Origin of the sequence: Stenotrophomonas sp. 169 (assembly GCF_014621775.1) — a bacterium.
GTDB lineage: Bacteria > Pseudomonadota > Gammaproteobacteria > Xanthomonadales > Xanthomonadaceae > Stenotrophomonas.
In genome coordinates this window covers 349,275-362,852 of the sequence record NZ_CP061204.1, presented here as the reverse complement: position 1 = coordinate 362,852, position 13,578 = coordinate 349,275, and the positions used below count along the sequence as shown (strand labels likewise).

16 protein-coding genes are annotated in these 13,578 nt (G+C 66.4%); 12 read left to right on the top strand and 4 right to left on the bottom strand.

What is annotated here, in order from left to right:
- Window positions 1-63 precede the first annotated feature (63 nt).
- Window positions 64-543, top strand: a complete 480-nt coding sequence (locus ICJ04_RS01505) for a DUF1456 family protein (protein ID WP_188325811.1) — start codon at window positions 64-66, stop codon at window positions 541-543.
- Between the two features lie 113 nt (window positions 544-656).
- Here ICJ04_RS01505 and ICJ04_RS01500 read toward each other — a convergent pair whose 3' ends face one another.
- Window positions 657-1,340: a TorF family putative porin gene (locus ICJ04_RS01500; RefSeq protein ID WP_188325810.1), complete on the bottom strand. Its 684-nt coding sequence runs from the start codon at window positions 1,338-1,340 to the stop codon at window positions 657-659.
- 169 nt (window positions 1,341-1,509) lie between these two features.
- Between ICJ04_RS01500 and ICJ04_RS01495 the strand changes: the two genes are divergently transcribed.
- Entirely contained in the window at window positions 1,510-1,899 is a 390-nt protein-coding gene (locus ICJ04_RS01495; protein ID WP_188325809.1) for a DUF6165 family protein, read from the top strand.
- 92 nt (window positions 1,900-1,991) lie between these two features.
- Here ICJ04_RS01495 and ICJ04_RS01490 read toward each other — a convergent pair whose 3' ends face one another.
- Window positions 1,992-2,567 (bottom strand): Ax21 family protein, encoded by a 576-nt coding sequence (locus ICJ04_RS01490; protein WP_188325808.1) that lies wholly within the window; start codon window positions 2,565-2,567, stop codon window positions 1,992-1,994.
- 322 nt (window positions 2,568-2,889) lie between these two features.
- On the opposite strand from ICJ04_RS01490, the gene ICJ04_RS01485 reads away from it, so the two are divergent.
- The gene (locus tag ICJ04_RS01485; protein ID WP_188325807.1) at window positions 2,890-3,246 is read left to right on the top strand and encodes a DUF1428 domain-containing protein; all 357 of its coding nucleotides are present in this window, start codon (window positions 2,890-2,892) and stop codon (window positions 3,244-3,246) included.
- A 16-nt stretch (window positions 3,247-3,262) separates the two neighbouring features.
- Here ICJ04_RS01485 and ICJ04_RS01480 read toward each other — a convergent pair whose 3' ends face one another.
- Window positions 3,263-3,952, bottom strand: coding sequence for a hypothetical protein (locus tag ICJ04_RS01480; protein ID WP_188325806.1), 690 nt, complete (start codon window positions 3,950-3,952; stop codon window positions 3,263-3,265).
- Between the two features lie 112 nt (window positions 3,953-4,064).
- A complete protein-coding gene (locus tag ICJ04_RS01475) occupies window positions 4,065-5,078 on the bottom strand; it encodes a histone H1-like repetitive region-containing protein (protein ID WP_188325805.1) in 1,014 nt (337 codons plus the stop codon).
- 467 nt (window positions 5,079-5,545) lie between these two features.
- Between ICJ04_RS01475 and ICJ04_RS01470 the strand changes: the two genes are divergently transcribed.
- The 9 genes from ICJ04_RS01470 (at window position 5,546) to ICJ04_RS01430 (ending at window position 13,512) form a co-directional block, all read left to right on the top strand.
- Window positions 5,546-6,973 carry a Do family serine endopeptidase gene (locus ICJ04_RS01470; RefSeq protein WP_188325804.1) on the top strand — a complete coding sequence of 476 codons (1,428 nt, stop codon included), beginning with the start codon at window positions 5,546-5,548 and terminating at the stop codon, window positions 6,971-6,973.
- Window positions 6,974-7,084: 111 nt separating this feature from the next.
- Entirely contained in the window at window positions 7,085-7,450 is a 366-nt protein-coding gene (locus ICJ04_RS01465) for a hypothetical protein (protein ID WP_188325803.1), read from the top strand.
- 8 nt (window positions 7,451-7,458) lie between these two features.
- Complete coding sequence (locus ICJ04_RS01460; protein ID WP_188325802.1) at window positions 7,459-7,935, top strand: phage holin family protein; 477 nt, start codon at window positions 7,459-7,461, stop codon at window positions 7,933-7,935.
- Complete coding sequence (locus tag ICJ04_RS01455) at window positions 7,932-8,441, top strand: protein sip-5 (protein WP_188325801.1); 510 nt, start codon at window positions 7,932-7,934, stop codon at window positions 8,439-8,441. Before ICJ04_RS01460 ends, ICJ04_RS01455 begins: the two co-directional genes overlap by 4 nt.
- A 67-nt stretch (window positions 8,442-8,508) precedes the next feature.
- Window positions 8,509-9,603 (top strand): AI-2E family transporter, encoded by a 1,095-nt coding sequence (locus tag ICJ04_RS01450; RefSeq protein ID WP_188325800.1) that lies wholly within the window; start codon window positions 8,509-8,511, stop codon window positions 9,601-9,603.
- Window positions 9,604-9,634: 31 nt separating this feature from the next.
- Window positions 9,635-10,354: an HAD family hydrolase gene (locus tag ICJ04_RS01445; RefSeq protein ID WP_188325799.1), complete on the top strand. Its 720-nt coding sequence runs from the start codon at window positions 9,635-9,637 to the stop codon at window positions 10,352-10,354.
- Window positions 10,355-10,357: 3 nt separating this feature from the next.
- Window positions 10,358-11,725, top strand: coding sequence for a leucyl aminopeptidase family protein (locus ICJ04_RS01440; RefSeq protein ID WP_188325798.1), 1,368 nt, complete (start codon window positions 10,358-10,360; stop codon window positions 11,723-11,725).
- Window positions 11,726-11,860: 135 nt separating this feature from the next.
- Window positions 11,861-12,967, top strand: a complete 1,107-nt coding sequence (locus ICJ04_RS01435) for a catalase family peroxidase (RefSeq protein ID WP_188325797.1) — start codon at window positions 11,861-11,863, stop codon at window positions 12,965-12,967.
- Complete coding sequence (locus ICJ04_RS01430) at window positions 12,964-13,512, top strand: cytochrome b (protein ID WP_188325796.1); 549 nt, start codon at window positions 12,964-12,966, stop codon at window positions 13,510-13,512. Before ICJ04_RS01435 ends, ICJ04_RS01430 begins: the two co-directional genes overlap by 4 nt.
- Window positions 13,513-13,578: the final 66 nt, after the last annotated feature.

Sequence of the window (13,578 nt, the reverse complement as noted above, 5' to 3'; positions counted from 1 at the left end):
TGACAGCGGATGGGGACGGTACAATGGTGGTCCCGGTACGCCGTACCGGTGGTGTGGAAGATCATGATCAACAACGATGTCCTGCGCAGCCTGCGCTTTGCCCTCGACCTGAGCGACAACCACATTGTGGTGCTGTGCGAACTGGCCGATCCCGCCTTTCCGGTGACTGCCGAGCAGGTCAATGCCTGGTTGAAGCAGGAAAACGAAGCAGGCTTCGAACCCTGCAGCGATGAGGCGCTGGCCCATGTGCTGGACGGCCTGATCGTGCACCTGCGCGGCCGCGACGAGACCCAGCCACAGCGCGCCATCGAGACGCGCATCGACAACAACCTGATCCTGAAGAAGCTGCGCGTTGCTTTCCAGCTGCGGGACGTGGACCTGCACGAGATTTTCGTCGACGCCGGCTTCGCCGTGACCAAGCCGGAGCTGAGCGCCGTGTTCCGCCAGCGCGACCACAAGAACTTCCGCAAGGCCGGCGACCAGCTGCTGCGGTATTTCCTGAAGGGCCTGGTACTGCGGGTGCGCGGCGCGGCGAACGGGTAAGAGTCCCTCGCGCCGCCCTGTAACGAACGCGCACGGTAGCGCCGAGCCCCGCCCGGCGGGCGACATCAGGGCATCGTGACGGACGGGCGGCCGGGCACGGCTCGGCGCTGCGGCTAGAAGCTGGCCTGCAGCGCCAGTTCCAGACGGCCGCCGGCATTGCCGGGAAACAAGGTGCGGGCAGCGCCGTCGGTAGCGTGGCCGGTGACGCGCAGTTCCCAGTGTTCGGCCATCGCGCGGATCAGGCTGACCTGCACATGCTGGTAGTTGCGCGCCTGCGCGCTGGCCAGCCAATAGCGGCCGTAGACGGCCTCCAGGCGCGTGTCGGCCCCCAGTGTGAGGCGTCCACCGATCTGTGCATAGGTACCGGCGTCACCACCGGCCAGGGCATCGCGCGAATGCGCCAACTGCAGCCACGCGCGTTGCCGGAAGGTCGCCGTGGCGGACAGTTCGGTCCAGTCCAGCGCGCGTCCAGTAGCGGGGTAGACGTAGCGCACGACGCTGCCGTCCAGGCCCCATGCGGGCGTCAGATCACCGCTCCACCCCAGTGCCGCATCGAACTCGCTACGCGCACCGACGTCCGGCGTGAACGCGACATTCGATCCCCACACACTGGCATACAGCCCATTGCGCGCGCTGAGCCGCACGCCCGCCTGCACCGCGGGATCGCCACCGGTCTGCGAGCTGCCACGCCAGACATAGTCGCTGGCCAAGGCCAGGCTTCCGCTGCCCGTTGCGCCCGCAGTGGCCTGCGCCCCCATCCCTGCCACCAGCAGCCCTGCCGCTGTGTACCTGCGCATCCCATCCCACTTCATGCTGCTGTCCTGTGCAATGACGGCAGGGCCGTCGGAGCTAAGCAGTGTGGAAGGACGGGGCGTAACCGATCGATGGCGCCGGCCCCGGTTGCGCGCAAAGACGACGTAAAGTCCGCGCGCGCTATCATGGCCCCCTGTTCAACGGAGCACCTGCGTGGACGCGATCCTGACCCCTGTATCGATCGGCGAGCTGATCGACAAGATCACCATCCTGGAAATCAAGGCCGAACGCATCTCGGATGCGGACAAACTGGCCAACATACGCACCGAACTGGACGGCTTGCTGCCGTTGTTCGCCGCGCAACGCAGCAGCCAGCCGGCGCTGGATGCCCTGAAGCAGCAGCTGAAGGCCATCAACGAGCGCATGTGGGATATCCAGGACCAGCTGCGCGACAAAGAAGCGGCGCAGGTGTTCGACGACGCCTTCGTGCAGCTCGCGCGCGGTGTCTATGGCACCAACGGCGAACGTGTGCAGGTGAAGAACGAGATCAACCGGGTCGCCGGTTCGGCGCTGGTGGAAGAAAAACAGTACCAGGGCGAGTAACGCGCAGGCCGTGTGCTGGAACGGAAAAAGCCCGGCAATTGCCGGGCCTTTTCGTCATGCGCGGGGCGTGCACATGACACGCGCGCAGGGTCTTACCAGCTGAAGCGCGGGCCGACCGACCATTCCTTGTCGCCATCACGGTTCATCTTGATGTCGCCGTTGATGCCCCAGTTCTGGTTGAGCTTGACCTGGGCACCCAGGCGACCGTACCACTGGCCTTCCGGATTGACGCCCTTCTTCTTGTCGTAATCTTCGTAGCCGCCCATCGCGTAGACCTCGGCATGCTCACCGAACGCGGTACGGATACCGGCTTCAGTGCTCCAGCCATTGAAGTCCAGGTTCGAACCCTTCAGGTTGCGGTTGTTGTAAGCCGCACGTGCCACGAAGTCGGTCGACGGCGCGATTTCGACGTTGTAGCCGACGCCCAGGCGCCACTGGTCCAGGTCGGTCTTGGTTGCGTCCAGTTCCTGCTGGCTGTACTCACCGAACACATGCATGTTCGGCAGCACGCCGTAGGAACCCTTCACGCCCCAACCATCGGCCTTCAGCGCATCGGCCTGGGTCTTCACGTAATCAGCTTCGGCGTAGTTGTACGACAGGTTCTCAGCGGCCGAAGCAGCGAACGGCAGGGCAGTGGCCAGAGCCAGGGCAATCAGCGAAGTCTTCATGGGGGTACAACCTCTTGTCTTTCTGGTTTTGTTGCAGCAGCGCCAGAGCGCCGTCGCATCGGGTATGTAAAGTTTCCGTTTTTTGACCTAACCCCATCCTGAAAGCAGAAATGTGATTTTGGGGCTGTATTCAGCTGTTTTCAGGCATACGCGCGCGCCTTTCATTTCCAAGCGTGCAGAGGGCGTTCACGGCAGACGCCGGCCGCGCGGCGTAAACAGACGGGAAAGCGCACCCATCGCGGCTGCAGCGTGTCGATTTCCGTCGCCTGGGTTCGTCATACCCATGAAGGCACTGCGTCCGCAGGCCAGCAGGAGCAACGCCATGAGCTACATCGACGGATTCGTTCTCGCCGTACCTACGGCGAACAAGCAGGCCTTCATCGACCACGCGCGTACGGGCGGCTCGGTGGTCATGGAGTTCGGTGCGACACGGGTGGTCGAATGCTGGGGCGATGACGTCCAGCGCGGCAAGCTGACCGATTTCTTCGGTGCGGTACAGGCCAAGGACGACGAGACCGTCGTGTTTTCCTGGATCGAGTGGCCGGACAAGGCCACGCGCGATGCCGGCATGAAGAAGATGATGGACGACCCGCGCATGGATCCGGCAACCAACCCCATGCCCTTCGACGGCAAGCGGATGATCTTTGGCGGCTTCGTGCCGGTGGTCGAGTTGCCGTAAGGGAGGGTGGCCGTTTTCAGGGTGCGCGTGGATCCGGCTCGTCGCTGGCGGGCGCACCCATCGCCATGCCTGCCCCCATGCCCCCCATGGCGCCCATGCCGGCGCCCCCCGCGCCACCGCCGCCCTTGCCGGCACCACCGCGTTCGCCGCCATCGCCGCGGCCCTTGCCTGCCCCACCGCCACTGCTGGCGGGGCGGGTCGGGCCTTGCCGTGGAATGGCCAGGCCGGCCGGGATCGGCGCAAGATCCAGCGCCTCACGGACGAAGTCGCGCAATGACAGCACCAGCTCGTGGGTGTGCACCGGTCGCCCCTGCGCAAGTTCGGTCGCCGCGTGGGCCGCCAGCCGCACCTGCTCGTCGGTGCCCAGCAGCAGGATGTCCGACAGGGCGGCTTCGACGGCATCGCGGATGCGACGCGCCCGGTCCGATCCGGGTTCCATCACACCGTCCACATGCGCGCGCTCGCGCAGTTGCCGCAGGTGTGCAGGGCTGACGTCCAGGTCGCCGGTGAACGATCCGCCCAACGTCTTGTAGGCGGCCATCAGCGTGCGCAGGCGTTCGTTGATCTGCCGGTTCTCGCGCTCGCGGCGTGCCTGCAGGGTCTGCATCACCAACAGGCGGATGCCTACGCCGAGCAGGGTGATGATTGCCAGCCCACCCAGGGTGGACAGCACGGCTTGCCAGGAACTGAAATCGAGACCGCGCATCGGGCCATGCCTCGCAGAGGGAGGTGCCCATGATGCCCTGCACGCTGTGTGCAGCGGCATCATCGTCCGCTCCCCTGCCCATCAACGGGCGGCAGGGGATACGGCCACGCGCTTACTTGGCGCGCTTGGTCGCGCCCTTGCGTGCGGCAACCTTCTTCGCCGGCGCCTTGCGCGCTACGGCTTTCTTCGCCGGTGCAGCCTTGCGGGCAACGGTCTTCTTGGCGACAGCCGTCTTCTTGCCCACTGCCTTCTTCACCGGTGCGGCTTTGCGCGCGACGGTCTTCTTGGCAACAGCGCTCTTCTTGGCGACGGTCTTGCGGGCAACGGCGGACTTCTTGCCGACAGCCTTCTTGGCAGCAACGGTCTTCTTGCCAACGGTCTTGCGGGCAACCGCTACCTTCCTGGTCGCCGTCTTCTTGGCGATAGCGGTCTTCTTGGCGACAGCCTTCCTGGCAACAGCCGTCTTCTTGCCCACTGCCTTCTTGGCGACAGACTTCTTGGCGACAGCCTTCTTGGCCACGGCGACCTTCTTGCCGATGGTCTTCTTGGCAACAGCGGCCTTCCTGGTCGCGGTCTTCTTGGCCACGGCAACCTTCTTGCCGACGGTCTTCTTGGCAACAGCGGCCTTCCTGGTCGCGGTCTTCTTGGCCACGGCGACCTTCTTGCCGACGGCCTTCTTGGCAACAGCGGCCTTCTTGGTCGCGGTCTTCTTGGCTACGGCCACCTTCTTGGTCGCGGTCTTCTTCACTGCAGCTGCTTTCTTGGTCACGGCCTTGGTGGCGGCGGCCTTCTTCTTGGCGACCGTCTTGGTCAGCGCAGCGGCTTCAGCCTGGGCGTTCTTCTTGGCCGTTTCCAGCTTCTGGCGCGCCTTGGAGAGGGACTTGCCGACCGACTTGGCTGCATCGTCTGCCTTCTTTGCCACGGCCTTTTCGACCTTGGCGACCGACTTCTTCGCCGCGGCGACGCGGGTGGTTGCCGCCTTGCGAACACGCTTGGCCGTCGTCTTGACCGCAGCCACGGCGTCCTCGGCAGTGTGGGCGATGGTCTCGCCAACGTTGCTTGCAGCTTCTTTCACGTTCTCGACGGTTTCGCTCAGCGTCGTCGTCACACCATTACCGTTGCTCATGATTTGCCCTCCTGGGGGGCTGGAATGTCAAAACGGAGGCGATGCTATACCGGCAGCCTGCATCGTGGAACGGGAAACTGCGCGCGTGCAAGCAACCGTTGGGCCCCTATGTGCCGCAGATGCACCGCATGCGCGATCACCAATATCGATAAAACAGCGCTTTTATGCTGGTTTCCAGCAAATACCGCGGTACCGGAGGCAACAGAGCGGACCTGCCTGCAGCGCACCCGGCGTGACATGCGAAGCGCGCATCGACATCGGTGTTTGCGCGGAATTGCGCAACTTTGCCAGCAGCAAGCGACCACTTTCATGGCATGTTTAGTCCTTGCGGGAGACACTGCGGCAGCCCCTCCCGGGCAACGCAGCCACCCAACTGCATCGTGTGCATCGCCAGGTCTCGACGCTGCCGCCGCGATCACGCAAGCTCGCTCCATCCACTACCTGTTCCTGCACGGACCACGATTCCCATGCGACCGATTCCGACCCTGCTTACGCTCGCGCTGGCCGCTGCCTTCGGCGGCTTCGTTGCCACCGGCATCAACGCACACCTGGATAACCGCGCCGAAGCCGCGCCTGCGCCGGTGAGCATCCCGACGACGACCGCGCTGCCGGCCTCGGTCGCAGGCCAGCCCGTACCCTCGCTGGCGCCGATGCTGGAGAAAGTCACCCCCGCCGTGGTCAGCGTCAACACCAAGCAGGTCGTGCGGGTGCGCAATCCCTTCTTCGACGATCCGTTCTTCCGCCGCCTGTTCCCCGACGTCCCGCAGGAGCGGATCAACGAGTCGCTGGGCTCGGGCGTGATCATCGATGCGGCCGAGGGATTGGTGCTGACCAACCACCATGTCATCGACAACGCCGACGATGTGCAGGTCACGCTGTCCGATGGGCGCACCGTAAAGGCCGAATTCCTGGGCTCCGACGCCGACACCGACATTGCGCTGATCCGGATTCCCGCCGATGGGCTCACCGCCATCAGCCTCGGCAACAGCGACCAGCTGCGCGTGGGCGACTTCGTGGTGGCGATCGGCAATCCCTTCGGCTTCACCCAGACGGTGACCTCGGGCATCGTGTCGGCCGTGGGCCGCAGCGGCATCCGTGGGCTCGGTTACCAGAATTTCATCCAGACCGATGCATCGATCAACCCGGGCAACTCCGGTGGTGCACTGGTCAACCTGCAGGGGCAGTTGGTGGGCATCAACACCGCCAGCTTCAATCCGCAGGGCAGCATGGCTGGCAACATCGGCCTCGGCCTGGCCATCCCCTCCAACCTGGCACGCAACGTCGTCGACCAGCTGGTCAAACATGGCGTGGTGGTGCGTGGCACGCTGGGTATCGAAAGCCAGAATCTGACGCCTCAGTTGGCGCAGGGGCTGGGCTTGTCCGAGTCGCGTGGTGCGCTGGTCAGCCGCGTGCTGGCTGGATCGGCCGCCGCGGCGGCAGGGGTGCGCGCCGGTGATGTCGTGCTCAGCGCCAACGGACAGCGGGTGGACAGTGCACAGGCGCTGCACAACATCGAAGGGCTGGCGGCGGTGGGCAGCACCATGGCCCTTGAACTGCGCCGCGATGGCAAACCCCTGCAGTTGAAGGCGACGTTGAAGGAACAGGCGCGCGCCATCGCCGGCGACACCCTCGATCCGCGCCTGGGCGGCGCCACGTTCATCGACCTGCCCGAGTCACTGCGGCAGTCGGGCATCAGCGGGGTGCTGGTCAACGAGGTCACGCGTGGCAGCCGGGCTGCCGCTTCCGGCTTGGCCAAGGGCGACATCGTCACCGAGGCCAGCGCCGGTGAGTTCGCCGACCTGGCGAGCTGGAAAGCCAACTTCCAGCAGCGCCCGCCGCAGCTGGTGCTGCGCATCGTGCGCGGCAATGCCCGTGGGCAGTTGGTCATGCGCTGACGGCATGCCCTACCGTAACGCCCCCTATACCCGGGCGGTGGTATCCATGTCGTCCGTGGCCATTCCGCTTCCCGGATGGCGGCTGCCAATCCCACAGAACAGGAGTTTTTCATGAGCCCCACCAATACCGAAAACCTGAAAGACCAGCTGGGCGAAGCGTCCACCCACCTGAAGTCGGCTGCCAATGCGGCAGGCGGCGCGATCAAGGGTGCCGCTGGCGCGGCAGGTGACGAACTGCGTATCGGCAAGGCCAACGTCAAGGCCGAGCTGTCTGACACCGCCCTGTCTGGTCTTGCTGCTGCCGAGTTCGGCGGTGCCGCCGCCAAGGAACAGGTCGATGCGCTGATGGACAAGGGCAAGGACCTGGTCGACAGCGCTGCCGAGCTGATCCGTGAGCGTCCGCTGGCTTCGTTCGGCGTGGCCTTCGCGGCTGGCTGGCTGATCGCCAAGTTCGCCAACAGCGGTAACGACAAGTAAGCCGCGGCGTGAGCGAAAGCGAAGACAGCGCACGCGGTCCAGATCCAGCGGCCACCCCGCCGCTGGATGAAAGCATCCGCGAGGTCACCCGTGCCAGCCGCGCAACGGCCGACGCAGCGAAGCATTCGCTGCGTTCGCTGCGCCGCCTGGCATCGGCTGACTTCGCGCTTGCGCGCAGCGCATTCGGTCGGGCGCTGGCCTGGGCCGGCGTGGCCATCGTATTCGGTGCGTCCGCTTGGCTGTTCCTGGCGGCCACCTTCATTGCCCTGCTGCAGAGCTGGGGCATGTCATGGCTGCATGCATTGCTGATGACGTCGGTGCTCAGCCTGGTCATCACCGGGCTCGCCGCATGGCGGGTGTCTTACTTCTTCCACCATACCGGCATGCATTCCACGCGCCGCCAGTTGTCCAAGCTGGGTCTGTTCGACGAACCCAGCGAAGAAGATCCGGATGCGGGCGTCAAGATTCCGGAGGGCAAGCCATGAAGTTCAGCACCCTGCGCAGCCGCGTGAAGCGCTGCGAACAGGTCGTCGCCGTGCGGTTGGTGGACACCCAGGACAACTGGGGCGTGCTCAGCCAGGTGTGGCGCAGTGGCTGGTCGCCGTTGCGCATCATCGTGGCCGGCGTGGCCAGTGGTTTCGTCGCCGGCAAGCTGGAGATACCCGGCAAGGTGAGCGGCGCACGCTGGCTGCAGATGGTCGGCTCGGTCTCCAATCTCGTGGCCAGCGGCCAGGCCGCCTTCGCTTCGGCGATGGCCGCCCATGCCGCCGGCACCGCTGACGATGCCGCCGAACAGGCCGATGCGGCCGCGGAGAAAGTAGACGATGCCGTCAACCCGACGGCAACGGCGGCCGCGGCCGGTGCGGCAGCGGGTGCTGCAGCCGCCGCACGGAACACGCCACGAACGGGAACTACCGGCGTCTCGCAGGAGCGTGATGCGGGCACCGGTCCGCGTCCCGCAGAGGCCGCCACGGAATTGTCCGAACGTTGACATGGTCACCCCGCCGCGTTGATCGCGGCGGGCGGATAATGACGTACTTTCCCCTGCCGGTGCGTCGATGAGCGAGTCCCTTACCACCGGTCCGGCGCAGACAGCGCCCACCCCTCCATCCCCCCGTCCGCGTGCCCCGGTTGCCCTCGTGGTGCTGGCGACGCTGGCGGTGGCGTTCACCCTGTGGGCGGCGCAGGCGATCGTGCTGCCGATCCTGCTGGCGATGTTCTTTGCCCTGGTCGGCAATCCGATCCTGCGGCTGCTGCAGCGCATCTGGGTGCCGCGTCCGCTGGGCGCGATCCTGGTGATCGTGCTCGGCCTGGGCGCCACCACGGCGCTGGCCGTGCAGTTGGTGGTACCGACGATGGAATGGGCCCAAGAGGCGCCGCAGCAGCTGCGCAAGATCGGACGCCAGGTGCAGAACCTGACCAAGCCGGTGCAGCAGGCCAACCAGGCGGCGGAGAATTTCGCCCGCGTTGCTGCCGGCGAAGGCACCCGACGCGTACAGGTGGTGCGCACCCAGCTCGATGACCCGTATAAAGCCATCACCCAGGCACCGCGCCTGCTCGCCTCGGTGCTGGCGGTGGTGCTGCTTACCCTGTTTTTCATGATCTACGGGCAGAACCTGCAGCGCCACGCGATCGCCCTGTTCCCCAGCCGCCAGCAACAGCGCTTCACCACCGATATCCTGCGCGCCATCGAACGCGAGGTCTCCCGCTACGTGCTCACCATCTCGGTGATCAACAGCCTGGTCGGCCTGCTGTTCGCGGGCGTGCTGATGCTGTTGGGCCTGGACATGCAGGATGCCCTGCTGTGGGGCACCGCGGCGGCGCTGCTCAACTTCGCCCCTTACGTGGGGCCGCTGATCGGTGTAGCGCTGATGCTGCTGGTCGGCTTTGTCGAGTTCCCCGACCCGCTGGAGGCCGTACTGCCGGCGGCGGCGTATCTGGCCCTGCATACCCTGGAAGGGCAGATGGTCACGCCGATCGTGCTGGGCCGGCGGATGAAGATTTCCCCGCTGGTGCTGATCCTTGCGCTGATGATCTTCGGCTGGTTGTGGGGCTTCGTCGGCCTGTTGCTGGCGGTTCCGCTGCTGGTGTGCGTGAAGCTGGTGCTGGCGCGGCTGGATGGCATGCAGGGGTGGTCACGGCTGCTGGAATGAAAGCCAGTTGCGACGGGCGTAGAATGGTCGGGTGAACTTTCCCATCCAAGCCATCACCCTCGATCTCGACGACACCCTGTGGCCCTTTGCTCCCATCGGCGCACGCATCGACACCGTGCTGCACGACTGGATGCAGGAACACAGCCCGGCCACCGCGGCGATGTTCCCGCTGGCGGCCATGCGTGAGCTGCGCGAGCGTGCGTACGTCGACAACCCCCACCTGCACCATGACCTCAGCGCGCTGCGACGCCTGACGCTGCAGCAGGCGCTGCAGGCCAGCGGCGCCGACCTCGCGCTGGTCGAGCCGGCGTACGAAGCGTTCCATGCCGCGCGCAACCAGGTGGAGTACTACCCGGATGCGCTGGAGGCCCTGCAGCGGATCGCCGCGAAAGTGCCCGTGGCCGCGCTGAGCAATGGCAATGCGGACCTGGAGCGCATCGGCGTATCGCACCTGTTCGCCTTCCAGCTGGGCGCGCGCGAGCACGGCGCCGCCAAGCCGGTGGCCAGCATCTTCCACGCCGCCTGCGCGCGGCTGGGCGTGGCGCCGGAGCACGTGCTGCATGTCGGCGACCACATCGACATGGACGTAGCCGGTGCCATCTCCGCGGGCCTGCGTGGCTGCTGGATCAACCGCGAGGCCGCTTCCTGGAACCACCCTTCGCTGCAGCCTGACCTGCAGTTCGACACCCTTACCGGGCTGGCCGACTGGCTTGATGCCAACGTCGCCGCCACCGCCACCAGGAGTTCCTGACCCATGAGCGATATCGTCGGTTTCGTTGCCGCGTCCGAGCACGCACTGCCCCTGCATGTGCTGGACCGCGCCGGTTTCAAGGACTGGAACGCCGGCCAACCGCCGGCCATGCAGGCATGGCTGCAGGCGCAGGGCTTCAACGGCAGCGCGCACAGCGTCGCCCTGCTGCCGGGTGAGCAGGGCATCGCCGGCGCGGTGATCGGCATCGGTGACGCCGCCGATGCCTACAGCTACGCCCATGCGCCGCACGCGTTGCCAGAGGGCAGCGTGTGGCAGCTGGCCAGCTCACTGGATGCCGCACAGCACGAGCTGCTGCAGCTGGGCTGGGGCCTGGGCAGCTACCGGTTCGATCGCTACCGCAAGCGCAACCGCGCACCGGCCCAGCTGCTGGCCAGTCCGTCGGCGGAAGTCGTTGCCCTGGTGCACGCCAGCCTGCGGGTCCGCGATTGGGTCAACACCCCTACCGAAGACATGGGACCGCAGCAGCTGGAAGACGCGGCGCGCACCATGGCGCAGGCGCACGGCGCGCAGGTCGAAGCGATCACCGGCGATGCGCTGCTGCAGCAGAACTTCCCGGCCATCCATGCGGTGGGCCGTGCATCGCATCGCGCCCCGCGGCTGATCGTGCTGCGCTGGGGCAAGGAAAGCGATCCGTCGCTGGTGCTGGTCGGCAAGGGCGTGTGCTTCGATACCGGCGGGCTGGACATCAAGCCGGCCGATGGCATGCGCAACATGAAGAAGGACATGGGCGGGGCCGCGCACGCGTTGGCGCTGGCCGGGCTGGTGATGGCGCAGGCGCTTCCTGTCCGCTTGACCCTGCTGGTGCCAGCGGTGGAGAACGCGATCGGGCCCGATGCCTTCCGTCCTGGGGAAGTGATCGCCACCCGCAAGGGGCTGAGCGTGGAAATCGACAACACCGACGCAGAAGGCCGGGTGATCCTGGGCGACGCGCTGACGTACGCGAGCGAGCAGCAGCCGGACCTGGTGCTGGACTTCGCCACCCTGACCGGCGCGGCGCGCATCGCGCTGGGCCCGGACCTGCCCGCACTCTTCAGCAATGACGATGCCGTGGCCCAGCAGTGGCTGCAGGCGGGCGAACAGACGCGCGATCCGGTCTGGCGCATGCCGTTGTGGCGGCCGTACCTGCGTTACCTGCACAGCGGCATTGCGGACCTGGCGAACGCCGGCTCGCGGATGGGCGGCGCAGTCACCGCCGCGCTGTACCTCGAGCGCTTCCTGGCCGAGGGCCAGCGCTGGGCCCACCTGGACGTGTACGCCTGGAACGACGGCGAACGCCCCGGCCGCCCGGCCGGCGGCGAAGCCCTCGCCCTGCGCTCGGCCTGGGCCATGCTGAAGACCCGCTACGCCTGAACCCCGAAAAAGGGGACGGAGGGGATTAAGTCGCGATTGGCCCGTTCAGGCCGATTGCGACTTAATCCCCTCCGTCCCCTTTTCTGTTTACGATGGCGCTATCCCCGCAAGTCTATTGCCAGGCAGGAACCGCCAATGCCCTTGTTCCGCTTTACCCGCCATGGCGGGACACCGCGTGGCCCGCGAGCGCATTCGCCGCTGCCCTGGATCGCGTTGATCGCGATGATCCTGGGCATCGTGGCGCTGGCCTTCGCCTGGCTGGCCGGCTGGATCGGCCGCGATCGGCCTACCGCGCAGCAGTTCACCGACACCATCGAGGCCACCGGCGCCGCGCACCCCGGCTTCCGCCGCGCGCACAGCAAAGGCGTCTGCGTCAGCGGCTGGTTTACCGGTTCGCCCGAGGGGGCCGCCTTGTCCAAGGCGGAGGTTTTCGCCCAGCCGCGCGTCCCGGTGCTGGGCCGGCTGTCGATCGGCGGCGGTGACCCGCATGGCGCCGATGCGCAGGCCCGCGTCCGCAGCATCGCGCTGCAACTCATCAGCCAGAATGGCCAGGAGTGGCGGATGGCGATGAACAGCTTCCCGTTCTTCGCGGTCCCTACGCCGGAGGCCTTCCTCGAACAGACCCGCGCACAGCTGCCCGAGCCGGCCACGGGCAAGCCCGACCCGGCAAAGATGGCCGCCGTGCTGGCGAAGTACCCCAGCGCACGCGCGTTCCAGCAATGGGCAAAGACCGCACCCTGGTCGAACAGTTGGGCCAACACCACGTTCAACAGCGTCAACAGCTTCTGGTTCACTGCTGCGGACGGCACACGACAGGCCGTGCGCTGGAGCTGGCAGCCGCAAGCGCCGGTCGTCGAACTGGACGAGCAGGCCCGGCGCACGGCGGGACTGGACTATCTGGCGGACGAGTTCCAGCAGCGTCTCGCGCAGGGGCCGGTGCGTTGGAACCTGATCGTCACGCTGGCCGATGCCGGTGATGCGATCGAGGATCCGTCCACGCCGTGGCCGAGCGAGCGTCGCCACGTGCAGGCGGGCGTACTGACCCTGGACCACCTGCAGCCGCAGGCCGGCGGCGCCTGCAACGACCTCAACTTCGATCCGTTGATCCTGCCTGCAGGTATCGAGGGCAGCGATGACGCCATTCTGGCGACACGCTCCGCGGTGTATTCCCATTCGTTCAACCGCCGCGAGCGCGAAAGTGCGCGGGGCCAGGCCGGCAATGATGCAGGGGTCGCACGATGAACACGCCTGACAAGAGCACCGGCCATTTCAATCTGCTGGCACGGGTGCTGCACTGGACGATGGCGCTGATGATCCTCGCGATGCTGTTCATCGGCGTGACCATGGTGGCCTCGCTGCACCTGCGTCCAATGCTGGTCGATATCCATCGTCCACTGGGCATCGCGATCGGCCTGCTGGTGCTGCTGCGCCTGTACAACCGCCTGCGTCACCGTCCACCGCCGCTACCGGCCGACCTGCCATGGTGGCAGGCCCTGGCCGCCAAGACCTCGCACTGGCTGCTGTACACGCTGATGCTGGCGATGCCCTTGATCGGCTGGTCGATGCTGTCTGCCGGTGCCTATCCCATCGTGCTGTGGAGCGGGATGAACCTGCCCGCGATCGCGCCGCACTCCCCGGCGGTATACACCGCACTACGCAGCGCACACAGTCTGCTCGCCTACGTATTGTTCGCCACGGTGCTGCTGCACATCGGCGCCGCGCTGTACCACGCCTGGGTCCGCCGCGATGGCGTGTTCCCGTCCATGGCCCGCGGCCCCAGGAAGTAAAAAAGGGGACGGAGGGGATTAAGTCGCATCTGGCACTGTTGGGCCAGATGCGACTTAATCCCCTCC